Raw genomic sequence first — 23,481 nt, 5'->3', positions numbered from 1 at the left:
AAATAAATATGGCCACAAGGGAGGAACCGGGAATGGCTGGCAAGAAGATATTGATGCTCGTTGGCGAGTTCAGCGAGGAGTATGAGATTTTCGTCTTTGAACAGGCCATGCATGCCGTCGGCCACATCGTGCATGTCGTCTGCCCGGACAAGAAGGCCGGTGATATCCTCAAGACTTCGCTGCACGATTTTGAAGGCCACCAGACCTACACGGAAAAGCCCGGCCACGACTACATCCTCAACAAGACGTTCTCCGAGGTGGACCCGGCCAAGTATGACGCCGTCTACGCGGCGGGCGGGCGCGGTCCCGAATACATCCGCATCGACAAGCGGGTGCAGGCGCTGGTGCGGCATTTCCACGAGGCCGGCAAGCCGATCTTCACCATCTGCCATGGCGTGCAGATCCTGATCGCGGTCGACGGTGTGGTGCGGGGCAGGGAAGTGGCGGCGCTCCACTATTGCGAGCCGGAAGTGACGCTCGCCGGCGGCATCTACATCGACGTCGCGCCGACCGGCGCCCATGTCGACGGCAATCTGGTGTCGGCCAAGGGTTGGCCGGGCCTGTCCAACTTCATCCGTGAGTGCCTGAAGGTGCTTGGCACCGAAATCCGCCATGGCGAGATCCTGATGCGCGAAGAGCGCCAGGCCGCCTGAACAGGGGTTTGCTTCCGCCGCCGCGCCACGGCGCGGCGGTCGTCGTTCTACATCGTCGCCCGTGCCTCGCGGAACGACACCAGCTTCCGGCGATTCTCGTCCCACAATGCCAGTTTGACGCAGCGCAGGCTGTCGAGCAGCGTGACGCGACCGATGCCGCGCAGTTCCGGATAGTCGCGCAGCACTTCCTGCAGCCGGTAGCAAGGCACCTTGGCGGAGAGGTGGTGGACGTGATGAACGCCGATATTGCCGGTGAACCAGTTCAGCACCGGCGGCAGGTCGTAATAGGACGAGCCATGCAAGGCGGCATGCTGGAACTCCCAGTCGTCATCCTTTGCCCATTCCGTCTCCTCGAACTGGTGCTGGACGTAGAACAGCCAGATGCCTGCCGAGCCGGCGAGAATGACGATCGGCAGATGGACGACCAGGAACGCACCGGGACCGACGGTCCAGATAAGCAGGGCCGCCGCTAGCGCGATGGCGAGATTGGTGGTCATCGACGACACCCAGGGCGTCAGGCCGCCGCGCATCATGCCGATGGGCAGCCTTTGCGAGAAGATGAACAGCCAGATGGGTCCAAGCCCGAACATCACCAGTGGATGGCGATAAAGGCGGTAGGCGAGGCGCCCGCGCCAGGACAATTGCCGGTATTCGGCAACGGTCAGCGTCGTGATGTCACCCATGCCGCGCTCGTCGAGATTGCCGGCGCTGGCATGATGTGTCGCGTGGGCGCGCCGCCAGCAATCGTAGGGCGTCAGCGTCAGGACGCCGAGCGCGCGGCCGATCCAGTCGTCGGCATAGCGGTTGGCGAAGAAGGACCCATGGCCGCAATCATGCTGGATCATGAAGATGCGCACCAGGAACCCCGCTGCCGGAAGGATCAGGATTAGCCCCCACCAATGGCCATAGGCATAGGCAGCCGAGGAGAGCGCCCACAGCGTGGCGAACGGGATGAGGGTGATGGCGAGTTCGACGGCGCTGCGTCGCCGGTCCGGCTTCTTGTAGCGCGCCAGGACCTTCAACCAGGCACGCTTGCTGTTGGCGACCGCATCGGGGGAAATCATGTTCATCAGGAAGCATAGGCACGGCATGTGGCTACCGCAAGGCAGCCATCACGCAAAATTACTGCGCGTAATTGTCGCGTAAAGAGCTACTGCCGCCGCAATCTGGTACCGCCATCCTCGACCCGATCGAGGCGGTCGAGCAATTGCCTGAAGCGTTCGTGAGTATCGGTTTCGATACGGAAAGCCGGCAAGGTACGCAGAAAACGCGTCATCGCCTCGGCACCGAACTGGCGCCTGACTTCTGCGGCGAGCCTTTCTGCCTTTTCAGCCTTGTTGCGGGTCATCATGTCAAATCCTGTGTCGGCTCCGAAACTCCTCCAGTAGGGGAATGGTTCCCGCATCACGCTTCCGTGGCAAGCTAAGCCGGCAAGTACGGTAAACTTTGAATTAAAATCTAAGCATCGCCATTGATCACGACCCAGGTCCGGCCCAAGGCGATCAATGATCGCTTACCCCTTGATTTTTGGCTGCCAAACCTCGATATCGGGCACAAAATCCATACCATTCGAGATGACGGGAAACGGCGATGAGCGACCAGGCAAAAGACGAACGCGCGCCCAGTGAAGCCGAGGCGACCGAGGCCAATGCCGAGCGGACGGAAGGCAGCATCGATGGCGACTATGAAGCGCTTGTGCGACTGCTGAAGGAAAATGAAGAGCTGAAGGACCGCGCGCTGCGCGTCGCGGCCGAGATGGAGAACCTGCGCCGCCGCACCGCGCGCGACGTACACGACGCGCGCACATATGCGGTTGCGAATTTCGCCCGCGACATGCTGTCGGTGTCGGACAATCTGCGCCGCGCGCTGGACGCCATTCCGGCGGAGGCGAAGGCCTCGGGCGACGCCGGCTTCAAGGCGCTGATCGAAGGCGTCGACCTGACCGAGCGCGCGATGCTGTCGGCGCTGGAACGGCATGGGGTCAAGAAGCTCGCGCCGGAAGGCGAGAAGTTCGATCCCAATTTCCACCAGGCCATGTTCGAAGTGCCCAATCCCGATGTCCCGGCCAACACCGTCGTCCAGGTCGTGCAGCCGGGCTATTCGATCGGCGAGCGCGTGCTGCGACCGGCCATGGTCGGCGTCGCCAAGGGCGGCCCGAAGATTGCCGCCGAAGCGCCGGTCGAGCCGGGGCCGGTGAATGAGCAGGCGGAGAAGGATGCGTAGTTAGGGGTAGGGCAGTAGGGAATAGGCAGTCGTATCAATCGTGCGGCTTCGTGCTATGCATACGCCCAATTCCTAATCCCTAAGCCTACTCCCTTACCGCCATGCATCCCATCGCCCTTCTCGACTATGCCGGCGTCGCTGTTTTTGCGGCGACCGGGGCGTTGGCTGCTTCGCGAAAGCAACTCGACATTATCGGTTTCCTGTTCCTTGCTAGCGTCACCGGCATTGGCGGCGGCACGTTTCGCGACCTCATCCTCAACGTGCCGGTGTTCTGGGTCGGAAACCGCGACTATGTGCTGATCTGCGCGGTGGTGGCGATCCTTGTCTTCTTCACCGCGCATCGCGTCGAATCCCGCTACAAGCTGCTGTTGTGGCTCGACGCCATCGGGCTGGCCGCCTTTTCAGTGATGGGTGCGGCCAAGGGCCTGGCAATCACCGGTTCGCCGGTGGTTTCTATCATCACCGGCATGCTGACCGCGACCTTCGGCGGCATATTGCGCGATCTGCTTGCCGGCGAACCATCGGTGCTGCTGAGGCCGGAGATCTACGTCACGGCCGCTCTGGCGGGCGCCGCCATCTTCACATTTGGCGACGTCGCCGGATTGCCCCAGATCGTCTCGGGGTTGGCCGGCTTCGTCGTGGCGCTCGCCGTGCGCGGCGGCGCGCTGCGTTTCGGCTGGTCGTTTCCGTCATACAGGAGCCGGCCAGGCCGGCGGCCGGAGGATATTCCGTAAGGAAGGGAATAGGGAGTAGTCAGTAGTGCGTAGTCAGCGAAGCGTGAATCGTAGCGTCTTGCCTACTGCCCTTACGCCGCAAAGCGCTGCGCTTCCCCGCCATAGTAATTGACGTAGCGGGCGCCGATCTCCTTGACCGGCATCACCACGAAGACATCGACGGTCGAGAATTCGCGGTCGATGACGCAGCCGTCGCCGATGCGGGCGCCGACCCTCAGATAGCCCTTCACCAGAGGCGGCATCGCCGCGATCGCCGCCTTGGTGTTGACCGCCTCGATCGGCATCAGGTCCATGGAACAATAGCGCCCGGACACCGCGCGCACGTCCCAGGCCGAATTCGTGCGGCAGTGATGGGCGAGATAGGTGAGCGCCTCGGCATGCGCCGCCGGCACGGTACCGTGGAAGGAAGCGCAGCCGGTCATCACGCCGATTTCGTAGTGATTGATGTAGGCCCAGATGCCTTGCCACAGCGCCTCGATGGTGCGCTTCGAGCGGTATTCCGGCAAAACGCAGGATCGGCCGAGCTCGAGGAAACGCTGGCCGGGATGGCGGGCGATGAGCTTGGTCAGCTCGAATTCGCCTTCGGAATAGAAGCCCCCGGCGGCGGCAGCGATTTCTTGCCGCAGCAGCCGGTAAGTGCCGACGATGCGGCGGTGTTCGGGGCCGGAAATCGAATTGTCGAAGACGAGCAGATGATCGCAAAGCGGATCAAATCGGTCGGCGTCGCGGCGGTCCTGCGCCTGGAACAGGTCCTTGCGGGCGCCAAGCTCGTCATAGAATACGCGGTAGCGCACTTCCTGCGCGGCCGCGATCTCGGCCTCGTTGCGGGCGAGCCGCACTTCGAGATTGCCAATACGGCCGAGTGCTGCGCCCTTTACGACGGAATCGACATTACGCCCGCCGAGCAAGGCGCTGCTGGCGTTCGGCCGAGTGTCACATTCCGGCATAACTGTATGCACGAGTGATTCTCCTTCGAGCCATCCCTCTTGGCACGGGGATACGGTGTAGGTGCAACAGGATTGTGACAGTACCGTGATAAGGCGTCGCGGGCAATACTTCGTCGGCTGGCGAAAACGGTCAACCGGCTACGTTAGGTGAGGAGGAGCGAGGCGCCTTTCGTTTGCACGGATCAACTCGCCGCGCTTCAAACCCTTGTTTTCATGGGGGTCGCCCTCGATAAATCGGGGCCTCTTTGGGTTGGCGTGCATCAGCCGCCCAGCTGGAAAAAAGCGGATCAGGCCGCAACCTGGCCCTCGACGGCGTTGACGAGCGCATCCGGGTCGAGGGGCTTGGTGACGAAGCCGCTGGCGCCATGGGCAAGCACCGCATGGCGCGTCTTTTCCTGGCTGTCGGCCGACAGCACCATGATCGGCACGGGCGGCGCCGATGTCTCTTCCTCATGGCGGCGGATCGCGGCAATGGCATCCAGCCCGTCCATGACCGGCATATGCAGGTCCATCAGCACCACGTCGAAGCGGTGCTTGTGCCCGGCGCTGGTGACGGCCTCGACGGCGGCCTTGCCATTGCCGACTACCTTGACGCGGTGCCCCGCCTTCAACAGCGTGGCGCGGGCCAGCATGGCATTGATGTCGTTGTCCTCGGCGATCAGCACGGACAAGCCCAACTGGCGGTCGCTTGAAGCGCGCAGCGCAGGGGTGCGGCGCTTTTCCGGCTGCGGCTGGGCAAGGGCCGGCGCATGGCTGGTCAAAAGAACACGCAAAAGTGTTCCACCGCGCACCGGCCGGGCCAGGAAGGTCGCGTAGCCGCTGGCGCGGAATTCGCCAAGCAGGCCGCGGTCGGTCGGTGCGATCAGCGTAACGGCTTCGCAATCCAAAAAGCCGACTTGGCGCAACCGTTTGAGCACTCTCCCATCGCTCTCCTCCATGGCCGCGTCGACCAGAACCACGTCGCAGCCGTCGGCGAAGGAGGCGGCCTGTGCCACCGTGGTGGCGATGGCGGCCGCGCCGCCATTGGCGCGGATGGTGCGGGCGATGGCGTCTGCCTCGACGGCGTTCCTGGACAGGATCACCGCGCGCCTGCCGGCAAGCACGTTCTGCCGGCCCTGAGGCGCCTCGGTGGCCTCCGTGGCCGGGATTTCGAAGACGAATTCCGACCCTTGGCCAAGCCGGCTGGACACCGAAATCGTGCCACCCATGGCAGCCACCAGTCGCTTGGAGATGGCAAGTCCGAGTCCCGCTCCGCCATGTGCGCGCGTCGAGGTGCCGTCGGCCTGTTCGAACTCCTCGAAGATACGCTCCATGTCCTCTTCGCGCAGCCCGGGACCGGTGTCGGTGATGGTGAAGCAGATGCGGTCGGTGGTCTCGGTGCGGGCGCGCGCGATGCTGACCAGCACACCGCCGCCGTCGGTGAACTTGATGGCGTTGCCGATCAGATTGAGCAGCACCTGCCTGACCCGGCCTGGATCGGCTGTGATCAATTGCGGTACATCCGGTTCGACGTGGCAGCCGAGGCCAATACCCTTCGCGAAGGCGCGGGCGGCGAGCAATTCGATGATGTTGTCGGCGATCTCGCGCACCGACATGGGCTGCGGTTCCGGATCGAAGCGACCGGCCTCGATCTTGGAATAGTCGAGCAGGTCCTCGATCAGGGCGAGCAGGGCGCTGGCCGAGGTCGAGATGGCGCCGACATAGGTCTGCTGTTCCGGCGACAGGCTGGTATCGGCGAGCAGCCTGGCCATGCCCATGATGCCGTTCATCGGCGTGCGGATTTCATGGCTGACCGTGGCGAGGAAGCGCGATTTGGCCTGGCTTGCGTATTCGGCGCGCTCGCGCGCGGTGATGAGCGAGGATTCGGCGCGCTTGCGGGCAGTGATGTCGCGGGCGATGGCGCGATGCGATGCCGTGCCGCTGTCCTTGTCGCGCACCGACAGTTCGATCCAGGAGAACCAGCGCGGGCCGCTTGGCGTGCGGATGGCGACATCGGTGGAACTGAGGCACTCATGGTCGGAAAAGGCGGCATCGGGGACGATGCCGACCTCGATGCCAAGTTCGGCCAGGGTCTTGCCGGCAAGATCGCGCTGATCGGCTTCGACCAGATCGGCGAACACCTTGTTGGCATAGACGATGTGGCCGTCGCGATCGCGATGGATGACGAGGTCGCCCAGCGCATCGATGAGACCGCGAAAGCGCTCCTCGCTTTCCTGCATTTCCCACATGCGGTCGGCCAGCGTCTCGATTTCGGCGCGGCTTCGGGCGGTGGTCTCGTCCAGCATTACCACGGTGCGGTGGGCGCTGCGTCTGGCATGGAAATGCATGGCCAGGCCGGCGAGGCCGGTTGCCAGCAAGGCGAGGCTGATGAAGATCGGCGCCCCGGTCAGATGCGCGAGGCCCGCCAGGACCAGGATGGCGACGAAGGTGAGCAGCGGCAGGCCTTCCCGCCTGACCAATTGTTGCTCGGGCACCAGCGGCGGCGCGGCGATGAACCGCCGCGCCGCCGCTGGTGCCGCAACCGCATCGACATCGTCGCCCTTGTTTGCCTGTCGGCTGTCGGATTCCGCGATCATGCGAAACCCTTGCCAGACAGAGATTATGGAAAATTGCGGCGGATCGTTCGAATTTTAGCGGATAGGCGTTTTTGTCCCGGCAGCGGCGGATTCGCCACCGGATTAGGCGATCCATCCGCTGGCTGGAGCCCGCGAGGCGGGCTTACATGTCGACGACGACGCGACCGCGGATCTTGCCGTCGACGATGTCGCGCGCGGCATCGATGATATTGTCGAAGCCGATGGTCGTGGACAGGCTGGCGAGCTTCTGCAGGTCGAGATCGGTGCCGATGCGCCGCCAGGCCTCGAGGCGCACGGCCTTCGGCGCCATCACCGAATCGATGCCGAGCAGCGAGACGCCGCGCAGGATGAAGGGGGCGACGCTCGACGGCAGATCCATGCCGCCGGCCAGGCCGCAGGCCGCGACCGCGCCGCCATAGGAGGTCATCGACAGCACATTGGCCAGCGTGTGGCTGCCGACCGAATCGATGCCGCCGGCCCAGCGTTCCTTGGCCAGCGGTTTGGCGGGCTGGCTGAGCTCGTCACGCGAGATCACCTCGGCGGCGCCGAGATTTATCAGATAGGGGCTTTCGGCATTGCGTCCGGTCGACGCAATGACGTGGTACCCGAGGCTGGACAAGATGGAGACCGCGACCGAACCGACGCCGCCGGCTGCACCCGTCACCACCACCGGGCCGCGATCAGGCAGGATGCCGTGCCGCTCTAGCGCCATGACGCAGAGCATGGCGGTATAGCCGGCGGTGCCGACCGCCATCGCGTCATGGGCGCTGATGCCTTCCGGCAGTGGAACCAGCCAGTCGCCCTTGACGCGGGCACGCCCGGCATAGGCGCCGAAATGCGTCTCGCCGACACCCCAGCCATTCAGGATGACCTTGTCTCCCTTGCGCCAGTCGGGATTGGAGGACGAGATGACCGTTCCGGCGAAGTCGATGCCCGGCACCAGCGGCCAGCGGCGGACCACCGGCGCCTTGCCCGTAATGGCCAGCCCATCCTTGTAGTTCACCGTCGTCGCCTCGACCGCGACGGTGACGTCACCCTCCATCAGGTCGGCTTCGGTGAGATCCGTCACGGCGACCGACTGTTTCTTGTCGGCGTCGCGCGATACGAGGATGGCTTTGAAGGTTTCGGACATCTTGTTCTCCGCGAACTTGCTTGGCGTCCTTGACTGTGCGGCGATGGCCGCGTGGGGTCAATCTTTGGAAGATTTGGCGTTCGAAGCTTTGGGCTCGCGACGCCAGCCGATGAGTTCGTCGAAGACGACCAGTGCCGCGCCCACGGAAATGAAGGCGTCGGCGAGGTTGAAGATGGCAAAGGACCAGACCGGCGTGTGGAACAAGATGTAGTCGATGACGTGGCCGTAGACGGCACGGTCGATCAGATTGCCCAGCGCGCCGCCGGTGATCAGGGCAAAGCCGCTGCGGGCGATGACATGGCCCGCTGGCGTGCGGGTGGCGAGGTAGAGCACGAAAGCCACGACCATAACGGCGATGACCACCAGGCCGGTATCGCCGAAGGAGGAGAACATCGAGAAGGCGATACCGGTGTTGTAGGTGCGAAACAGCGCCAGGAACGGCACCAGATCGAGCTTTTCCTGGAAGGGCAGGCCGGCCTCGACCAGATGCTTGATCCACTGATCGAGCGCGATGGCCGCGACGACGAGCAGCGCGTAGGGGGACCATGATCTCACGGGCGGGCAACCTTCATTGCTGGTCGGCGATTGGTTCGAGCCTCAGCGCGCCGCGCCGGATCTCGAACAGCATGATGCCGGTGGCGACGGCGAGATTGAGCGAATCGGCGCGGCCCGCTTGCGGGATCCTGAGCAGCCGGTCGCAACTCGCCGCCAGGCTTTCAGGCAGGCCCTGTTGCTCATTGCCCATCATCAGCAGCACAGGCCCACGGGAAAAATCGACCGAGCGGTAGTCGACCGCACCCTTCAGATGCGTGCCGGCGACAAGGCCAGAAAATCCGCCGCGCCAGGCAAGGAAGGCCTCGGTCGTTGCCTTCGCCACCGGCACGGCGAAGATCGAACCCATGGTGGCGCGCACCGTCTCCACGGAAAACGGGTCCGTGGTGTCGCCGACCAGGATGACACCCTTGGCGCCGACGGCATCGACGGTGCGGATGACGGTGCCCAGATTGCCGGGGTCGCGCACCCGGTCGAGCGCCACCCAGACATCGCCATTGTCGGCGCGGATGTCCTTCAGCGCCAGGAATTTTTGCGAGAAGACGCCGACCACCATTTGCGGATTGTCGCGGCGGGTGATGGCGACAAGCACTTTTTCCGAGACTTCGAGCACCGTGCCGCCGGCGGCAACCGTGCGCGCGGCGACCTTTTCCACCGCCGGGTTGCCGCGCCCGGCCTTGGCGAACACAAGCGTCCTGATCTGCCAGCCGAGGTCGAGCGCATCGATGACCAGCTTCAGCCCCTCCGCCATGAAGGCGTTCTGCTGGTCGCGGAATTTCTTCAGGGCGAGTGCCTTGATGTCCTTGATCAGCGGATTGGCGAGGCTGGTGACTTCCTTCACCTGGCCAGGTGCGCCCACATGCCGTTCGTTCATTCAGGCCACCCAACGCGAAAACAATGAGGTCGAAAGCGCCCTGCCAGCGGACTTTTCGCGAATGATCAGCTCCCCCGATTCAACCCTGCCGCCCATGCCGGCGAACGTGTCGCGCATCAAAGCGTGGATGGCGAAGAAGGAGGCGCGGATCGAATAGGCGGTCAACACCACGGCAAGCGGCTTCGGCGTCAGGATCGCGCGACAGAGATCGGTCAGGGCAGGCAGATCCTCGAACAATTGCCAGACCTCGCCCTTGGGGCCACGGCCATAGGCCGGCGGGTCGAACAGGATGATGTCGTAGCGGCTGCCGCGGCGCTCCTCGCGCTCGGCGAATTTCACCGCGTCGTCGACGATCCAGCGGATCGGCTTGCTGCCCAGCCCGGCCATCTCCTGGTTTTCACGCGCCCAGCCGATCGCCTTCTTCGAGGCATCGACATGGGTGACCTCGGCGCCGGCGCGGGCCGCCACCAATGAGGCGAGGCCGGTATAGCCGAACAGGTTCAGCACCTTGACCGGCCGCCTGGCCGCCGCGATCAGCCCGGCCATGTGGTCCCAGTGCGAGGCCTGTTCGGGAAAGACGCCGACATGGCGAAACGAGGTGAAACGGCCGAGATAATCGATGCCGTCATGCTTCATCGGCCAGGTCTCGCCGAGCGGCATCTTCGGGAAACGCCAGCGGCCGATGCCCTCTTCGTCGGTGTCGCCGGTGAAGATGGCGTCGGCACGCTCCCAGTCCCTCGCCGGCAAGGCCTTCTGCCAGATCGCCTGGCCCTCGGGCCGCACGATGCGGTAGGGGCCATATTGTTCGAGTTTCTGGCCGGCGCCGCTGTCGAGCAGCGCATAATCGGCATTCGGCGCCACTTCGAGAATCAGCGGAAGCTGTTCGGCGGGCAGGGCGCCGTCACGGCGGGCAAGGATGCGCGGGGCGGAATTCGGTGCGGGCTGGCTGTCCGGGCTGCCGGCCTGCTTTTCCCGTGGCCTTGCCTCCGACCTTGCCGCACCACGATTGTCGTGCGCACGCGCCTGTTGCGCGCCGTCTTTCGCGGGCGGGCGGCCGTCGCGGCGTTTGTCGCGAAAAGACTTCAAGAAGCAGCATCTCCGGCGGTTCGGCCCGCTTCTGCCACAGCTATGCCCTTCGGCGCAACAAAACCCGCGCGACATTGCGACGGCGGAGCGGTGGCGGGCGGTTCAGCCGCGCCTGATCGCAAGCAGGGCGAGAGCCAGCGAAATGAAGCCGGCGGTTTTGAATGCCGTGACGGCCATGTGGCCGGTTTCCCAACGCAGCCGGATGGCTTCGAAACCATCCGGGATCGGGCCCGGCACCCAGGTGGCGAGGACATCATTGGCTGGTTTGACGAGAACGAACCACAACACGAGCGACAGCGCGTAGAGCAAGGCGGCTACGAGCGCGAACCAGAACGCCGGGCGATCCTCGCGCAGCAGCCAGGCCAGCAGTCCGGGGCAGACGATTGCCGCGATATCCAGCGGCGCGCCAATCACCGCGAAGAGCAGGAACTGGCCGTTGAAAACGGTGGTCTCGCGCCAAAGGGCCGGCGACCACTGGGTGAGCCGGGGTGCCGATTCCAGGACGTGGGCGAAAGACGGCCCGAGGCTGAGTGCGGCGACCATGGCAGTCAGCACAGACCAGAACAGCAGGAAACCGTATATCTGCATGCCGGAACAACGGTCCCTCGTCCGAGGAGTTCCGAGCCATCAAGCCGCTTGCGGCGCCAAGCATGGCGGCCCTATCGTTCGTCGCCAACGGATTGCCATTGATGTCCCGCTCCGAACGCCTGCTCGACCTGATCCAGTCGCTGCGCCGGCACCGCCGGCCGGTGAGCGGGCAGGCGCTGGCCGATGAGCTCGGGATTTCGATCCGCACGCTCTACCGCGATATCGCCACGCTGCAGGGGCAGGGCGCGCCGATCGAGGGCGAGGCAGGGCTGGGTTATGTGCTCAAGCCCGGCTTCATGCTGCCGCCGCTGATGTTCAGCGACGAGGAGATCGAAGCCATCGTGCTCGGTTCGCGCTGGGTTGCCAAGCAGCCGGACCAGCGTCTTTCGGCCGCTGCCGCCAATGCGCTGGCCAAGATCGCGGCCGTGCTGCCGGAGGATCTGCGCGAGGATCTCGATGCCTCGACCCTGTTGGTCGGGCCGCAGATGACGGCCATTGAAGGCATAGATCTTGGCGTCGTGCGGCAGGCCATCCGCCACGAACGCAAACTCGGTTTTCTCTATCGCGATGCCGGTGGTGCTGCTTCGCAACGTATCGTCTGGCCGTTCGCGCTCGGCTTCTTCGACAAGGTGCGGGTGGTGGTGGCGTGGTGCGAGATGCGACAGGATTTCCGGCATTTTCGCGCCGATCGCATATCCGGCCTCGACGCCGTTGATGCGCGCTATCCGCGCCGCCGCCAGGCGCTGCTCAAGGAGTGGCGGGCAACGCTCGACAAGCCGCGCGGGCCATGATGCCTACTGCCAGAATCTGACAGTAGCTTGCCCTATATCAGCCAAGTCGAAATGTTGAAACAGCTTGGAGAGCAGTCATGGTAAGCCCGAATTTCGTCATTCTCTATGTCGACCAGCCGCTCAAGAGCGGTGCCTTCTACAGCGCGCTGCTGGGGCGCGAGCCGCTCGAAAGCGCGCCGACCTTCGTGCTGTTCGTACTCGACAACGGCTTCAAGCTCGGCCTGTGGTCGCGCCATACGGTCGAGCCGGCGGCGGCCGCGGCCGGTGGCGGCGCCGAGATCGTGTTCGCGCTGGAGACGCCGGATGCGGTCGACGCAACCCACGCCGACTGGTCCGGACGTGGCTTGAAGATCCTGCAGACGCCGACCGACATGGATTTCGGCCGCACTTTCGTTGCGCTCGATCCCGACAACCACCGCCTGCGCGTCTACTGGCTGTCCGACGGGCAACAGGCCGATGGAGAGCAGAAATGAGCGCGTATTGGATCGCCGTTGCGTCGGCCGAACATGTCCGGCGCGGCCGAAAGGACGGTTTCATGCAGGTCAATCACGGCAAGGCGGCACCGTTGCGTCGCGTCAAGCCCGGCGACGGCATCGTCTACTATTCGCCGACCACAGTTTTGCGAGAAAAAGACGGCCTGCAGGCGTTCACGGCAATCGGCACGGTGCGGGAAGGAGAACCCTATCAGGGCGACATGGGCGGCGGCTTCACGCCGTTCCGGCGCGATGTCGAGTGGATGGCGGCTGAAGAAGCGCCGATCAAGCCGTTGCTCGAACGGCTGGACTTCACCGCCGGCAAGTCGAACTGGGGATATCAGCTGCGCTTTGGCCTGTTCGAAATCACCGATCACGATTTTCGTCTGATCGCAGAGGCGATGGGTGCTGCAAGGAAACTTGCAGAAGCTAGGGCCTGAGAGCCTTGTAGACGGCAATGCCCGCGGCGAGGTCCTCGAGTGCCGCGCCGACCGATTTGAACAGCGTGATCTCGTCGGCGCTCTCTCGGCCCTTTTTCCGGCCGCGCGCCAGTTCGTGCAGGTCGGCGACGATGGCGTCCGTCTTCAGCACGCCCGAGGCCAGCGGCTGGACGATGTCGCCGGCTTCCTTGGTGGCGCCGGCGCGGGTGTCGACATAGACGCGGGCGCGGGCGATGGCGTCGTCATCACTTTCACGCATCGTCGGGGTGAAGCCGCCGACCAGGTCGACATGGGTGCCTGGCCGCAACAGAGCGCCCTTGATCAGCGGCGTGGTGGTGATCGTTGCCGAGGAAACGATATCGGCCTCACCAAGCTCGGTATCGAGGTCGGTCGCAGCGCTGGCCGCAAAGCCGTCGGCGCGCAAATCGGCCGCGACTTTCTCGGCGTTTGCCGGGGTGCGGTTCCAAATGCGGATGGTTTTGATCGGCCGCACGGCCGAATGCGCCTTGGCGAGGAACGGCGACAGGGCGCCCGCGCCGACCACAAGCAGCCGCGAGGCGTCGTCGCGGGCAAGGTAGGAAGCCGCCAGCGCCGAGGCGCAGGCGGTGCGCCATTGCGTCAGCCGCTGGCCGTCGATCAGGGCTTCCGGTTCGCCTGTCGCGCCATCGAGCAGGAGATAGAGCCCCATCACGGCGGGCTTGCCGATGGCGTTGTTGTCGGGCGAGACGGTGACGATCTTGACGCCGATATGGCCGCCGGAAGACGTGCCGGCGGCGTTGAAATCGGTCCATGCCGGCATCAGCAGCAAGGTCGAGGCGGCACCATCGGGCCGTTCGACAGCGTGATGATGCCTGACCGGCTGCACCGCACCTTTGCGGAATGCCGCGCGCAACGTCTCGACCAGTCCGGGAAAGGTCAGCGCACGGTCGACCTCGGCGGCCGAAATGGTCAGCATGAACAGCTCCGCGGAACGAAAGGCGCCGGCCGGCCCATCAACTGGTCGGCTTTGGCAATGCCGACCCTTGGGCCGACCCTTGGGCCTGTCCTTGGGCTGATCCCTGCGGCGCTGATGGCGCGCGGCTGACCGCCTGGCGCAGGTTTTCCGCCTCGACGCCGCGCTGGCGCGCCAGTTTGCGGTAGCGGCCCTGCTTGACCCAGGTCGCCAGGCTGCCGACGATCATGCCGACGGCAAGCGCCAGGAACAGGAAAATGAACAGCGGCAAGGTGAGCGTCAGCTTCGGATTGCCGGGATTGAACGGATCCAGCGTGAAGGCGACGAGTTCGCGGTTGGCGACGGCCAGCGCGATCAGGATGATCGCCAGGGGCACGAAGACCACGATGAGCATGAAACGATTGAGCATTATGTTTTCCGTCGGAAGTTGGCGCTGCGCCTACTTGCCGCCGTTCAGCCTTTCGCGCAGTTCCTTGCCGGTCTTGAAGAACGGCACCCATTTCTCCTCGACCTCGACGGATTCGCCGGTGCGCGGGTTGCGGCCGGTACGGGCGGGACGGTTTTTCACCGAAAAGGCACCGAATCCGCGCAACTCGACCCGGTTGCCTTCGGCGAGTGCGTCGGTGATCTCGTCGAAGATCGCGCCGACGATGTTTTCGACGTCGCGCAGGAAAAGATGCGGATTGCGCGTGGCAATAATCTGCACAAGTTCGGACTTGATCATCAGACGGGTCCCCGTGAAAGCAGTTCGGTCGAAATTATGAGGATGATTTTATTGGCTTTTTCAGCTGTCCCAAACCGCGCTCAAGGGTGCCAGACAGAAACGAGGCCGTCAAGAAACAAGCGGTCGGCGCCAAGTTCGTGGATGACATCACTGCTGTAGTCCGGCAGGCCAAGCGCGCTGCCCACCGTTTTTACCATGGCTTTTGACCACAGGAAGCTGCCGCGCCGCTCCGTATCCTTCCATTCGACCACCTTGAGCTTGGCGTCGACACCCTTGGTCGCCAGCCAGTTGATCGCCTCGGTTTCGCCGCCGACGGCGTCGATCAGCCCGTTGGCGACACCCTGGCGGCCAGTAAAGATCGATCCGTCGGCCAGCGCCAGCGCCTGTTCGTGGGTCATCTTGCGGCGTTCGGCGACGATGCCGACAAACCAGTCGTAGCTGTCGAGGATGAGCTTGCGGACCATGGCGCGCTCGTCGTCATTGGTCGGCTTGAAAGGAGAAGGCGAAGCCTTGAGCGGCGAGGATTTCACCTCCTCCAGCTTGATGCCGAGCTTGTCCATCAGGCCGCTGACGTCGGGATACTGGATCAGCACGCCGATCGAGCCGACGATCGAGGTCTTGCGGGCGACGATGTGGTCGGCCGCACTTGCGATCATATAGCCGGCCGATGCGGCGAGCGTGCCGACTTCGGCCACAACCGGCTTGTCGGCGGCTACCTTGCGCACCTCCTCATAGATCGATTCACCGCCGACGGTGGTGCCGCCGGGTGAATCGATCGCGAGGATCACGCCCTTCACCTTCGACGACTTGCGGATGTCTTCCAGACGCTTGATCAGGTCCTCGTCCTCGGTGATCGTGCCTTCGATCCTGACCTTGGCGATATGGTCGACAGCCGAGCCGCCGAGATCGTCGCGATAGAACCAGGCCGACAGCGCGATCACTCCGAGGGCCACGATGCCGATGGCCGCAACACGCCAGAATGTCAGCTTGCGCCGCAAACGGCGGCGGTCGATCAGGTCGTCGGCTCTCAATGCCATGGTCAGCCTCACGGTCGGCGGGAAGAGACGCTTTTAGACCATGATGTCTTCATCGGAAAGCAGTTCCGCTTGCCTGTGGCGCGGCAATCCGCCCGCGGCGATCCAAACACACTCCTTTTTGTGACTGGCCTGTGCAAGGCACGCGAGGTAAGGGGAAGAACAGCGGTGATGAAAAAAAGGCGCAGGCGCGCCCATTTCTGCTATGAAGTACCGGCTGTTGTGCCGACCTCGTTTTCGTTTGTACAACCACAGTTGTCACATTTTTGCGGTTTTCGTGGGCTTGTGCTTGCTTGAGAGTGCCGGCCCCCCACCTATAGGCGGTGTTCCTTGGCGGGCAGGGTCTAGAAGAAAGCAGTCATGTTAGCGCGATCGAATGAACCGACCAGCCCTGAGACGGCGTTGGCTCCCCCGGCGGATGGCTGGACGCGGGGCGATGCGTTCGACCGCGCCCAACGTCATTCGCGCCGCGTGCGCGTGCTCAAATTCGCCGTGCCCCTGGCCGCGGCGCTGATCGCCGTCGCCTTCCCGATCTATTCCTATCTGGCCGCCCCCGTCTCGGTCGCGGTGCAGTCGGAAGGCGCCGCCTTTTCCAACGGCAAGCTGGTGATGGCCAATCCCAAGCTCAACGGTTTCACCAAGCAGAAGCAGCCCTATTCGATGACAGCCCTGCGGGCGATCCAGGATGTCAGCACGCAAGGCATCATCGAGCTCGAAGGCATAGACGCCAAGGTGCCGGTCGGGCCGGACAATGTCGCTGCCATCAAAGCCTCGCACGGTATCTACGATCGCGACGGCAATACGATGAAAATGACCAGCGACGTCATGATCACCACGACCGACGGCATGCAAGCCAAGTTCAAATCGGTCTTCCTCGACATGGGCAAAGGCACTATGAAGACGGACGACCCCGTCGACGTCAGCAGTGGCGGGTCGCAAATCACAGCGGATTCCCTGTCGGTCCAGGACAATGGCAAGATCCTGGTGTTCGAGAAGAGGGTGCGCGTCAACATCGATCCCGCCAGCGTGAAGGCGGCTGAGGCAAAGGGCGAAGAATCGAATGTGGCACAATAGTTCGACACGGCTTGCGGCCGCAACTTCGGTGCTGCTCATGCTGGGCCTTGTGCCGTCGCTGGCGCAGTCGGGTGCCAGCAGCCAGGTGTCCGGGCTCAAATTGTCCGGCGACAAGCCAATCCAGATCGAAAGCGACAAGCTGGAGGTGCGGCAGGCCGAGAACGTCGCCGTGTTCACCGGCAATGTCACCGTCGTCCAGGGGCCAACCCTGCTCAAGGCCGGCAAGATGATGGTGTATTACGTCAAGGATCCCAACGCGGCCGCCAAGGGTACCGAAGCGGCGGGTGCCGCGATGACCGGCTCCGCCAACATCGATCACCTCGAAGTCAGCAGCAAGGTCTACATCAAGTCGGATGACCAGGTTGCGACCGGCGACAATGGCACCTTCGACATGAAGACGCAGGTGCTAGTCCTGTCCGGCAAGGAAGTGGTGCTGTCGCAGGGCCCCAACGTGCTCAAGGGCTGCAAGCTGACCGTGCAAATGAAGACTGGCCTGGCCAATGTCGATGGTTGCGGGGGACGTGTCATCATGTCGATGACCCCGCCGAAATCGGATGCGCCAAAGGCGGGAGCGACGAACCCCTGATGGCCAGCCTGTCATCGCTGACGGCGCGTCTTCCGGGACGTGCCGCAGCCAAGGTTTCGGCTCCGGCCACGATCACCGTCGACAAGACGAAGTTCAAGGGAACCTTGATCGCCAAGGGCCTGACCAAGAGCTACAAGGGCCGCAAGGTGGTCAGCGGCGTCACGCTCGGCGTGCGCGCCGGCGAGGCCGTCGGGCTGCTCGGCCCAAACGGCGCCGGCAAGACCACCTGTTTCTACATGGTTACCGGCCTTGTGCCGGTGGATGAAGGCACGATCGAGATCGACGGTTTCGACGTCACCTCGATGCCGATGTATCGTCGCGCCCGCCTCGGTATCGGCTATCTGCCGCAGGAGGCGTCGATCTTCCGAGGCCTCAATGTCGAGCAGAATATCCGCGCCGTGCTCGAAGTGGTCGAAAAGGACCGCAAGGTGCGCGAGCGCAATCTCGACGAACTGCTCGAGGAATTCCACATCAGCCATCTGCGCAAGGCGCCATCCATGTCGCTCTCCGGCGGCGAGCGGCGGCGCCTGGAAATCGCACGCGCGCTGGCGACGCGCCCGGCCTACATGCTGCTCGACGAGCCCTTTGCCGGCATCGACCCGATCGCCGTCGCCGATATCCAGCAGCTTGTGCGCCATTTGACGGCGCGCGGCATCGGTGTCCTCATCACCGACCACAATGTGCGCGAGACGCTCGGGCTGATCGACCGTGCCTACATCATCCATGCCGGCCAGGTGCTGACCCATGGCCGCGCCGACGAGGTGGTGGCGAACCCGGATGTGCGGCGGCTTTACCTCGGCGAGGGCTTTACGCTCTGATCTTTTTTCTCATGCAATTCCGGCCGGAGGATCGTTTCCGGAAATTTGCCTTAGGCGTGAAATTTGTTTCCTGGCACGATTTTTTGCGTGTCGCGGGCTGATTTTTCGCGATTTTGCTCCGAGATAACGCTCCGGTAAGCGGCTTTTGCTAGGCTTTGCCTTGACAAGCAAAAGCCGGGCCAGTTTTTATGGCCGGCTGCCGAATTCGTTTCGGGAGGCGCGGACGCGTAGAGGAGGCGTTTGAAACCGAACCATGGCGTTGGCGGCGAAATTACAGCTCAGACAGTCCCAGTCGCTGGTGATGACGCCGCAGCTGATGCAGTCGATTCGGCTGCTGCAGTTCACCCATGTCGAGCTTGAGCACTTCATCGACGAGGAGATCGAGCGCAACCCGCTTCTGGAGCGCGCCGAGCCGCAGGACGACGCCGCGAGCGACCAGGTGCAGAAGATCGAGGCAGAGCCGCAAGCGGCCGCCGAGGGCGACTGGTTCGAGAACGAGGCGGGGTGGAGCGCCGAGGCGATATCGGAAAAACTCGATACGTCGCTGGAGAACCTGTTTCCCGACGATCCCGGCATCAGCGAGCGGCTCGGACCCGACCTGACGGCGCAATGGAAATCGGCATCCGGCAATGGCGGCGGCTCCTCGTCCGAGGGGCTCGACGCCGGCGACATGGCGGCGAGCGCCATCACCTTGCGCGACCATGTCGGCGAGCAGATCGCCCTCGCCTTCGTCGATCCCGCGGCGCGGCTGATCGCAGGCGAACTCGCCGATGGCCTCGACGAAACCGGCTATGTCAGGGCTGATATCGAGGAGATCGCCGCGCGTCTGGGCACCGACGCAGCGAGCGTGGCCAAGGTGCTGGCGGTGTGCCAGACCTTCGAGCCGACCGGCCTGTTCGCCCGCGACCTTGCCGAATGTCTTTCGCTGCAGCTTGCGGCGCGCGACCGTCTCGACCCGGCGATGAAGGCCCTGGTCGCCAATCTCGAGCTCTTGGCGCGGCGTGATTTCCAGACGCTGAAGCGGATTTGCGGCGTCGACGAGGAGGATCTGCTCGACATGCTGGCCGAAATCCGGGCACTCGATCCGCGCCCGGGCATGGCGTTTTCGGGCGGCGCCAGCGACGCCATCGTCGCCGATGTCGAGGTGCGCGCGGCCAATGACGGCAGCTGGACCGTCGAACTCAACGCCGAGACGCTGCCGCGCGTGCTGGTCGACCATATTTATTTCGCCCAGGTGTCGCCGCATGCGAAGAACCAGGCGGAAAAGGATTTCCTGGCCGAATGCCTGCAGAACGCCAACTGGCTGACGCGCAGCCTCGACCAGCGGGCAAAGACGATCCTCAAAGTGGCCTCGGAAATCGTGCGCCAGCAGGATGCATTCCTGGTCCACGGCGTGCGCCAGCTGAAGCCGCTCAATTTGCGCACGGTGGCCGACGCGATCGGCATGCACGAATCGACCGTCAGCCGCGTTACCGCAAACAAATACATGCTGACCCCGCGCGGCGTGTTCGAACTGCGCTATTTCTTCACCGCCTCGATCGCCGCGTCGGGCGGCGGCGACGCGCATTCCTCGGAAGCGGTGCGTGATCGCATCAAGCAGCTGATCGACGAAGAAAAACCTATCGATGTACTTTCGGATGACGCGATCGTCGACATGCTCAAGGAGAGCGGCGTCGATATCGCCCGGCGCACGGTCGCCAAGTATCGGGAAGGCATGAATATTCCGTCGTCGGTGCAGCGCCGGCGCGAGAAGCGGGCGCTCGCCAGCGCCGGGCGCTAGGCGCCTGCGATTTTCCACAGCTGCCGAGCTTCATTGACAAGCCTCGGGGAAGTGGCTAGAAGCCCGCCCGCATGAGACGGGCCCGATGCCCGCTAGCGGATGGTCCGTCACGACAATGGCCTCGGGATGGTCAAAAAGGCGGCTTGTGATCAACCGGAAAGTTCGGATTTAAATCGGCGCGAGTGACGCCGCAAAGCTTGTGCGCACGGATCACGAGTATAAACTCGGGCCAGTTTGAAGCCTGAGCAAGGAAGGTCAGTTTTCAGATGAATCTGCGCATATCGGGAAAACACATGGATATCGGCGATGCGTTCCGCACACGCATCAACGATCGTGTCGGCGAAGCGATCGGCAAATATTTCGATCGCGGCTTTGCGGGACACGTCACCGTCATCAAATCGGGCTCGCGCTATTCGGCGGATTGCATGATCCGGCTGGATTCCGGCGCCTCGCTGCAGGCCACCGGCGATGCCCAGGATCCGACCCTGGCTTTCGAGGCCGCGGCCGATCGGCTGGAGACCCGGCTTCGGCGCTACAAGCGCCGTCTCAAATCGCACAATTCAGGCAATGGCGATTTGACCGACATCGCCTATACGGTGATGGCGCCGCTTGCCGATGACGACGAGGAGATGCCGGAGGATTTCGCGCCGGCCATCGTCGCCGAATCGACCATGACGCTGAAGACCATGTCGGTGGCCTCGGCGGTAATCGAACTCGATACCAAGGACAGTCCGGTGTTCGTTTTCCGCAACGCCGGAACCGATCATCTCAATATCGTCTATCGCCGGCCCGACGGAAACATTGGCTGGATCGACCCGTCCACGACCAAGGTCGCACAGGGATAAAAGCCAGCCGCACGAGGGGTGGGGACTGGCCACGGCAGGCGAACAAGGGATTTTCAAGCATGGATCTGAGCGATCTTATCAGCGTTCCGGCGATCTTGCCGGCGTTGAAGGCGAACTCCAAGAAGCAGCTTCTGCAATTGCTTTCTGAACGGGCGGCGGCGATTTCGGGCATTCCGGAGAGGGAAGTGTTCGACACCATCCTGCAGCGTGAGCGGCTGGGCTCGACGGGCGTCGGCAATGGCATCGCCATTCCGCATGGCAAGCTCGCCGGCGTGAAGCGCATCGCCGGTGTTTTCGCCCGGCTGGAAACGCCGGTCGATTTCGAGTCGCTGGACGACCAGCCTGTCGATCTGGTGTTTCTGCTGTTGGCGCCGGAAGGGGCGGGCGCCGATCATCTGAAGGCCTTGTCGCGCATCGCGCGCGTGCTGCGCGACGCCGACACGGTGGCCAAGATCAGGGGGACGCGCGATGCCGCGGCGATCCACGCGCTGCTGTCGGACACGCAGGCCTCGCACGCCGCCTGAAGCCGGATTTTGAAAAAGACTGCCAAGGGCCGCCGCGGGCGGCCCTCTTCGTGTCAGCCAACCGGTCGCTTTTAGTGAATGGCGACGGTGGTCAGGTCGTTTTCCATGGCGCCGGCCAGCGCGCGGTCACGCGCGTCGGAAAGCAGGATCGGCTGGCCATTGGCGGCAAACAGCGCCCACAATTCCAGGCCGGGCGCGATTTCACCGATGTTGGGGAAGCGGCCGAGCAACTCATCGCTCGAGACCTTGCGCAGATAAGCGACCGAGCCTTCGCCGAGATGGGCGAATTCACCGCTCGTCATGGTGATATTCTCGTCAGTTCTGGTCATTTCAAGCCTCCTTGGCGCGAGGACGCCGCTCAAGGCCATCCCGCATGAGAGCCGTCGGTGAAGATCAGTCTTTCACCGATATATTTATTTTCCGTACCAGCCGTTCGGACTCCGGCCGATCGAGGTCGATCGACAAAAGGCCGTTCTTCAGCTCCGCCGCGATCACACGCATGCCGTCGGCCAGCACGAAACAGCGCTGGAATTGGCGCGCGGCGATGCCGCGATGAAGGAATTCGCGCTCGGTGTCGTCGGTCTGACGGCCGCGCACGACCAGCTGGTTTTCCTCCGTTGTCACATCGAGATCGCTTTCGGCGAAACCGGCGACGGCGAGTGTGATGCGCAGCCTTTCGGCCTTGCCGTCGGCACCGCTGAGGCGCTCGATGTTGTAGGGAGGGTAGCTGTCACCGGACTTCGCCAGACGCTCCAAGGTCTTTTCCATGGCATCGAAACCAAGGAGAAGCGGGCTGGAGAAAGGCGTCATTCGGCTCATGTTACACTGTCCTCTCAAGAGCGACATAAACTGGAAAAACCCGGATGGCATTTTTCCCGATGGCCTTGATATGGTCGGCCCCGCGATCAAGTTCAAGCCACCACAAGACCCGCCCAAAAAGACCAGGCCTTGGACTCACAGGAATAATCCACATGGCGCTTGAAACGACGCGCGGATGCAAGGAGAAGCGCCGGGGTCGTTCTTCAGGCGTGCGATCGATCCGGTGAGCTCACGGCCTCCCAAACAAGGAATTGAAATGCCCCAACCACGCAAGATCATCATCGACACCGATCCCGGCCAGGATGATGCCGTCGCCATTCTCTTGGCGCTCGGCAGCAGCGAACTGGAGATCGTCGGCATCACCGCCGTTGCCGGCAACGTGCCGCTGAAGCTTACCGAGAAGAATGCCCGCAAGATTTGCGAACTGGCCGGCCGCCCGGAGGTCAAGGTCTATGCCGGCGCTATCCGTCCCCTGGCGCGCACATTGGTCACCGCCGAGGAAGTGCATGGCAAGACCGGCCTCAACGGGCCGCAGCTACCCGAACCGACGATGAAGCTGCAGGAGCAGTATGCCGTCGACTTCATCGTCGAGACGCTGATGAAGGAAGAGAGCGGCACCATCACGCTCTGCCCGCTCGGGCCGTTGACCAACATCGCGCTGGCGCTGATCCGCGAACCGCGGATCGCGCCGCGCATCAAGGAAATCGTGCTGATGGGGGGCGGCTTCTTCGAGGGCGGCAACGTCACGCCCGCGGCCGAATTCAACATCTATGTCGATCCGCAGGCCGCCGATCTGGTGTTCAAGGCCGGCATCCCGATCGTGATGATGCCGCTCGACGTCACCCACAAGGCGCTGACCACCACCAAGCGCACGCAGGCTTTCCGCGCGCTCGGCACCAAGGTCGGCATCGCGACCGCCGAGATGCTGGAATTCTTCGAGCGTTACGACGAGGGCAAATACGGCACCGATGGCGGCCCGCTGCACGACCCTTGCGTCATCGCCTACCTGTTGAAGCCGGACCTGTTCAAGGGCCGCAACTGCAATGTCAGCGTGGAGACCGCCTCGGAACTGACCATGGGCATGACCGTGATCGACTGGTGGGGCGTCACCAAGCGGGAAAAGAATGCCATGGTGATGCGCGACATCGACCATGACGGCTTCTTCGCGCTGCTGGTGGAGCGGCTGGGCCGGCTGTAACACTTCCGCCGATCGATGCAGACGGTTTGCCCAGAGGCATAGAGCTTCTGGGCATGTC

The 23,481-nt window shown here is 63.5% G+C and carries 28 protein-coding genes; 13 read left to right on the top strand and 15 right to left on the bottom strand.

Features of this window, described 5'->3' with window-relative positions; genetic code table 11:
* Positions 1-32 precede the first annotated feature (32 nt).
* A complete protein-coding gene (locus tag CK228_RS04875) occupies positions 33-653 on the top strand; it encodes a DJ-1/PfpI family protein (protein WP_095772468.1) in 621 nt (206 codons plus the stop codon).
* A gap of 47 nt (positions 654-700) precedes the next feature.
* Here CK228_RS04875 and CK228_RS04870 read toward each other — a convergent pair whose 3' ends face one another.
* Both CK228_RS04870 and CK228_RS04865 read right to left on the bottom strand, forming a co-directional pair.
* Positions 701-1,723: a fatty acid desaturase gene (locus tag CK228_RS04870; protein ID WP_095787073.1), complete on the bottom strand. Its 1,023-nt coding sequence runs from the start codon at positions 1,721-1,723 to the stop codon at positions 701-703.
* Between the two features lie 80 nt (positions 1,724-1,803).
* Positions 1,804-2,004, bottom strand: coding sequence for a hypothetical protein (locus CK228_RS04865; protein ID WP_095787072.1), 201 nt, complete (start codon positions 2,002-2,004; stop codon positions 1,804-1,806).
* Positions 2,005-2,243: 239 nt separating this feature from the next.
* Here CK228_RS04865 and grpE point away from each other — a divergent pair, with 239 nt between their 5' ends.
* Complete coding sequence (gene grpE, locus CK228_RS04860) at positions 2,244-2,876, top strand: nucleotide exchange factor GrpE (protein WP_095772471.1); 633 nt, start codon at positions 2,244-2,246, stop codon at positions 2,874-2,876.
* Between the two features lie 101 nt (positions 2,877-2,977).
* Entirely contained in the window at positions 2,978-3,610 is a 633-nt protein-coding gene (locus tag CK228_RS04855) for a trimeric intracellular cation channel family protein (RefSeq protein WP_095772472.1), read from the top strand.
* Positions 3,611-3,681: 71 nt separating this feature from the next.
* Here CK228_RS04855 and CK228_RS04850 read toward each other — a convergent pair whose 3' ends face one another.
* The 7 genes from CK228_RS04850 to CK228_RS04820 all read right to left on the bottom strand — a co-directional run bounded on the left by CK228_RS04850 (position 3,682) and on the right by CK228_RS04820 (position 11,365).
* Complete coding sequence (locus CK228_RS04850) at positions 3,682-4,557, bottom strand: GNAT family N-acetyltransferase (protein ID WP_245437975.1); 876 nt, start codon at positions 4,555-4,557, stop codon at positions 3,682-3,684.
* Between the two features lie 287 nt (positions 4,558-4,844).
* Positions 4,845-7,133: a PAS domain-containing hybrid sensor histidine kinase/response regulator gene (locus CK228_RS04845; RefSeq protein WP_095787070.1), complete on the bottom strand. Its 2,289-nt coding sequence runs from the start codon at positions 7,131-7,133 to the stop codon at positions 4,845-4,847.
* 142 nt (positions 7,134-7,275) lie between these two features.
* Positions 7,276-8,265, bottom strand: a complete 990-nt coding sequence (locus tag CK228_RS04840) for an MDR family oxidoreductase (protein WP_095772475.1) — start codon at positions 8,263-8,265, stop codon at positions 7,276-7,278.
* A 57-nt stretch (positions 8,266-8,322) separates the two neighbouring features.
* A complete protein-coding gene (lspA, locus tag CK228_RS04835) occupies positions 8,323-8,820 on the bottom strand; it encodes a signal peptidase II (protein ID WP_095787069.1) in 498 nt (165 codons plus the stop codon).
* 13 nt (positions 8,821-8,833) lie between these two features.
* Positions 8,834-9,691: an RNA methyltransferase gene (locus tag CK228_RS04830; RefSeq protein WP_095772477.1), complete on the bottom strand. Its 858-nt coding sequence runs from the start codon at positions 9,689-9,691 to the stop codon at positions 8,834-8,836.
* Positions 9,692-10,777: a class I SAM-dependent rRNA methyltransferase gene (locus CK228_RS04825; RefSeq protein ID WP_095787068.1), complete on the bottom strand. Its 1,086-nt coding sequence runs from the start codon at positions 10,775-10,777 to the stop codon at positions 9,692-9,694.
* 102 nt (positions 10,778-10,879) lie between these two features.
* Complete coding sequence (locus tag CK228_RS04820; protein WP_095787067.1) at positions 10,880-11,365, bottom strand: hypothetical protein; 486 nt, start codon at positions 11,363-11,365, stop codon at positions 10,880-10,882.
* 101 nt (positions 11,366-11,466) lie between these two features.
* Here CK228_RS04820 and CK228_RS04815 point away from each other — a divergent pair, with 101 nt between their 5' ends.
* The 3 genes from CK228_RS04815 to CK228_RS04805 all read left to right on the top strand — a co-directional run bounded on the left by CK228_RS04815 (position 11,467) and on the right by CK228_RS04805 (position 13,069).
* On the top strand, positions 11,467-12,156 hold the full coding sequence (locus CK228_RS04815) for a YafY family protein (protein WP_095787145.1): 690 nt from the start codon (positions 11,467-11,469) through the stop codon (positions 12,154-12,156).
* Positions 12,157-12,233: 77 nt separating this feature from the next.
* Positions 12,234-12,629 carry a VOC family protein gene (locus CK228_RS04810; protein WP_095787066.1) on the top strand — a complete coding sequence of 132 codons (396 nt, stop codon included), beginning with the start codon at positions 12,234-12,236 and terminating at the stop codon, positions 12,627-12,629.
* Positions 12,626-13,069, top strand: coding sequence for an EVE domain-containing protein (locus CK228_RS04805; protein ID WP_095787065.1), 444 nt, complete (start codon positions 12,626-12,628; stop codon positions 13,067-13,069). Before CK228_RS04810 ends, CK228_RS04805 begins: the two co-directional genes overlap by 4 nt.
* Here the strand turns inward: CK228_RS04805 and CK228_RS04800 are convergent.
* The 4 genes from CK228_RS04800 to sppA all read right to left on the bottom strand — a co-directional run bounded on the left by CK228_RS04800 (position 13,059) and on the right by sppA (position 15,782).
* A complete protein-coding gene (locus CK228_RS04800) occupies positions 13,059-14,024 on the bottom strand; it encodes an ornithine cyclodeaminase family protein (protein ID WP_095787064.1) in 966 nt (321 codons plus the stop codon). The genes CK228_RS04805 and CK228_RS04800 overlap by 11 nt on opposite strands.
* Before the next feature lie 37 nt (positions 14,025-14,061).
* On the bottom strand, positions 14,062-14,430 hold the full coding sequence (locus CK228_RS04795; RefSeq protein WP_095787063.1) for a DUF1049 domain-containing protein: 369 nt from the start codon (positions 14,428-14,430) through the stop codon (positions 14,062-14,064).
* Between the two features lie 30 nt (positions 14,431-14,460).
* Positions 14,461-14,745, bottom strand: coding sequence for an integration host factor subunit beta (locus CK228_RS04790; RefSeq protein WP_006200394.1), 285 nt, complete (start codon positions 14,743-14,745; stop codon positions 14,461-14,463).
* A gap of 80 nt (positions 14,746-14,825) precedes the next feature.
* Positions 14,826-15,782: a signal peptide peptidase SppA gene (sppA, locus tag CK228_RS04785; RefSeq protein WP_095787144.1), complete on the bottom strand. Its 957-nt coding sequence runs from the start codon at positions 15,780-15,782 to the stop codon at positions 14,826-14,828.
* Between the two features lie 357 nt (positions 15,783-16,139).
* Between sppA and lptC the strand changes: the two genes are divergently transcribed.
* The 6 genes from lptC (at position 16,140) to ptsN (ending at position 21,406) form a co-directional block, all read left to right on the top strand.
* Positions 16,140-16,853 carry an LPS export ABC transporter periplasmic protein LptC gene (gene lptC, locus CK228_RS04780; protein ID WP_095772486.1) on the top strand — a complete coding sequence of 238 codons (714 nt, stop codon included), beginning with the start codon at positions 16,140-16,142 and terminating at the stop codon, positions 16,851-16,853.
* The gene (locus CK228_RS04775) at positions 16,840-17,439 is read left to right on the top strand and encodes an LptA/OstA family protein (RefSeq protein WP_095787062.1); all 600 of its coding nucleotides are present in this window, start codon (positions 16,840-16,842) and stop codon (positions 17,437-17,439) included. The genes lptC and CK228_RS04775 overlap by 14 nt, the downstream gene beginning before the upstream one ends.
* Positions 17,439-18,257 (top strand): LPS export ABC transporter ATP-binding protein, encoded by an 819-nt coding sequence (lptB, locus tag CK228_RS04770; protein WP_010911489.1) that lies wholly within the window; start codon positions 17,439-17,441, stop codon positions 18,255-18,257. The genes CK228_RS04775 and lptB overlap by 1 nt, the downstream gene beginning before the upstream one ends.
* Before the next feature lie 253 nt (positions 18,258-18,510).
* Positions 18,511-20,037 (top strand): RNA polymerase factor sigma-54, encoded by a 1,527-nt coding sequence (rpoN, locus tag CK228_RS04765; protein WP_095772488.1) that lies wholly within the window; start codon positions 18,511-18,513, stop codon positions 20,035-20,037.
* 266 nt (positions 20,038-20,303) lie between these two features.
* Complete coding sequence (gene raiA / locus CK228_RS04760; protein WP_095772489.1) at positions 20,304-20,882, top strand: ribosome-associated translation inhibitor RaiA; 579 nt, start codon at positions 20,304-20,306, stop codon at positions 20,880-20,882.
* 59 nt (positions 20,883-20,941) lie between these two features.
* Complete coding sequence (ptsN, locus tag CK228_RS04755) at positions 20,942-21,406, top strand: PTS IIA-like nitrogen regulatory protein PtsN (protein ID WP_019861194.1); 465 nt, start codon at positions 20,942-20,944, stop codon at positions 21,404-21,406.
* Positions 21,407-21,477: 71 nt separating this feature from the next.
* On the opposite strand, the gene CK228_RS04750 is transcribed toward ptsN, so the two are convergent.
* Both CK228_RS04750 and CK228_RS04745 read right to left on the bottom strand, forming a co-directional pair.
* Positions 21,478-21,735: a DUF1150 family protein gene (locus CK228_RS04750; RefSeq protein WP_032920755.1), complete on the bottom strand. Its 258-nt coding sequence runs from the start codon at positions 21,733-21,735 to the stop codon at positions 21,478-21,480.
* A gap of 64 nt (positions 21,736-21,799) precedes the next feature.
* A complete protein-coding gene (locus CK228_RS04745) occupies positions 21,800-22,225 on the bottom strand; it encodes an Hsp20 family protein (RefSeq protein ID WP_013893014.1) in 426 nt (141 codons plus the stop codon).
* Positions 22,226-22,481: 256 nt separating this feature from the next.
* Here CK228_RS04745 and CK228_RS04740 point away from each other — a divergent pair, with 256 nt between their 5' ends.
* Complete coding sequence (locus CK228_RS04740) at positions 22,482-23,423, top strand: nucleoside hydrolase (protein ID WP_095772490.1); 942 nt, start codon at positions 22,482-22,484, stop codon at positions 23,421-23,423.
* Positions 23,424-23,481 lie beyond the last annotated feature (58 nt).

The sequence above is a fragment of the Mesorhizobium sp. WSM4312 genome, assembly GCF_002294875.1.
In the GTDB taxonomy this organism is placed as follows: Bacteria; Pseudomonadota; Alphaproteobacteria; order Rhizobiales; family Rhizobiaceae; genus Mesorhizobium.
This window is presented reverse-complemented; position numbering and strand designations above follow the sequence as displayed.

What these genes read in the sequence shown, in the direction of transcription:
- CK228_RS04830 (WP_095772477.1), bottom strand. Translation starts at nt 9,691, where the DNA reads ATGAACGAACGGCATGTGGGCGCACCTGGCCAGGTGAAGGAAGTCACC.
- CK228_RS04750 (WP_032920755.1), bottom strand. Translation starts at nt 21,735, where the DNA reads ATGACCAGAACTGACGAGAATATCACCATGACGAGCGGTGAATTCGCC.
- CK228_RS04855 (WP_095772472.1), top strand. Translation starts at nt 2,978, where the DNA reads ATGCATCCCATCGCCCTTCTCGACTATGCCGGCGTCGCTGTTTTTGCG.
- CK228_RS04875 (WP_095772468.1), top strand. Translation starts at nt 33, where the DNA reads ATGGCTGGCAAGAAGATATTGATGCTCGTTGGCGAGTTCAGCGAGGAG.
- CK228_RS04820 (WP_095787067.1), bottom strand. Translation starts at nt 11,365, where the DNA reads ATGCAGATATACGGTTTCCTGCTGTTCTGGTCTGTGCTGACTGCCATG.
- CK228_RS04845 (WP_095787070.1), bottom strand. Translation starts at nt 7,133, where the DNA reads ATGATCGCGGAATCCGACAGCCGACAGGCAAACAAGGGCGACGATGTC.
- CK228_RS04790 (WP_006200394.1), bottom strand. Translation starts at nt 14,745, where the DNA reads ATGATCAAGTCCGAACTTGTGCAGATTATTGCCACGCGCAATCCGCAT.
- CK228_RS04840 (WP_095772475.1), bottom strand. Translation starts at nt 8,265, where the DNA reads ATGTCCGAAACCTTCAAAGCCATCCTCGTATCGCGCGACGCCGACAAG.
- CK228_RS04795 (WP_095787063.1), bottom strand. Translation starts at nt 14,430, where the DNA reads ATGCTCAATCGTTTCATGCTCATCGTGGTCTTCGTGCCCCTGGCGATC.
- rpoN (WP_095772488.1), top strand. Translation starts at nt 18,511, where the DNA reads ATGGCGTTGGCGGCGAAATTACAGCTCAGACAGTCCCAGTCGCTGGTG.
- CK228_RS04870 (WP_095787073.1), bottom strand. Translation starts at nt 1,723, where the DNA reads ATGAACATGATTTCCCCCGATGCGGTCGCCAACAGCAAGCGTGCCTGG.
- CK228_RS04800 (WP_095787064.1), bottom strand. Translation starts at nt 14,024, where the DNA reads ATGCTGACCATTTCGGCCGCCGAGGTCGACCGTGCGCTGACCTTTCCC.
- sppA (WP_095787144.1), bottom strand. Translation starts at nt 15,782, where the DNA reads ATGGCATTGAGAGCCGACGACCTGATCGACCGCCGCCGTTTGCGGCGC.
- lptC (WP_095772486.1), top strand. Translation starts at nt 16,140, where the DNA reads ATGTTAGCGCGATCGAATGAACCGACCAGCCCTGAGACGGCGTTGGCT.
- ptsN (WP_019861194.1), top strand. Translation starts at nt 20,942, where the DNA reads ATGGATCTGAGCGATCTTATCAGCGTTCCGGCGATCTTGCCGGCGTTG.
- lptB (WP_010911489.1), top strand. Translation starts at nt 17,439, where the DNA reads ATGGCCAGCCTGTCATCGCTGACGGCGCGTCTTCCGGGACGTGCCGCA.
- CK228_RS04850 (WP_245437975.1), bottom strand. Translation starts at nt 4,557, where the DNA reads ATGCCGGAATGTGACACTCGGCCGAACGCCAGCAGCGCCTTGCTCGGC.
- CK228_RS04740 (WP_095772490.1), top strand. Translation starts at nt 22,482, where the DNA reads ATGCCCCAACCACGCAAGATCATCATCGACACCGATCCCGGCCAGGAT.
- CK228_RS04805 (WP_095787065.1), top strand. Translation starts at nt 12,626, where the DNA reads ATGAGCGCGTATTGGATCGCCGTTGCGTCGGCCGAACATGTCCGGCGC.
- CK228_RS04815 (WP_095787145.1), top strand. Translation starts at nt 11,467, where the DNA reads ATGTCCCGCTCCGAACGCCTGCTCGACCTGATCCAGTCGCTGCGCCGG.
- CK228_RS04810 (WP_095787066.1), top strand. Translation starts at nt 12,234, where the DNA reads ATGGTAAGCCCGAATTTCGTCATTCTCTATGTCGACCAGCCGCTCAAG.
- grpE (WP_095772471.1), top strand. Translation starts at nt 2,244, where the DNA reads ATGAGCGACCAGGCAAAAGACGAACGCGCGCCCAGTGAAGCCGAGGCG.
- CK228_RS04865 (WP_095787072.1), bottom strand. Translation starts at nt 2,004, where the DNA reads ATGATGACCCGCAACAAGGCTGAAAAGGCAGAAAGGCTCGCCGCAGAA.
- raiA (WP_095772489.1), top strand. Translation starts at nt 20,304, where the DNA reads ATGAATCTGCGCATATCGGGAAAACACATGGATATCGGCGATGCGTTC.
- CK228_RS04745 (WP_013893014.1), bottom strand. Translation starts at nt 22,225, where the DNA reads ATGAGCCGAATGACGCCTTTCTCCAGCCCGCTTCTCCTTGGTTTCGAT.
- CK228_RS04775 (WP_095787062.1), top strand. Translation starts at nt 16,840, where the DNA reads ATGTGGCACAATAGTTCGACACGGCTTGCGGCCGCAACTTCGGTGCTG.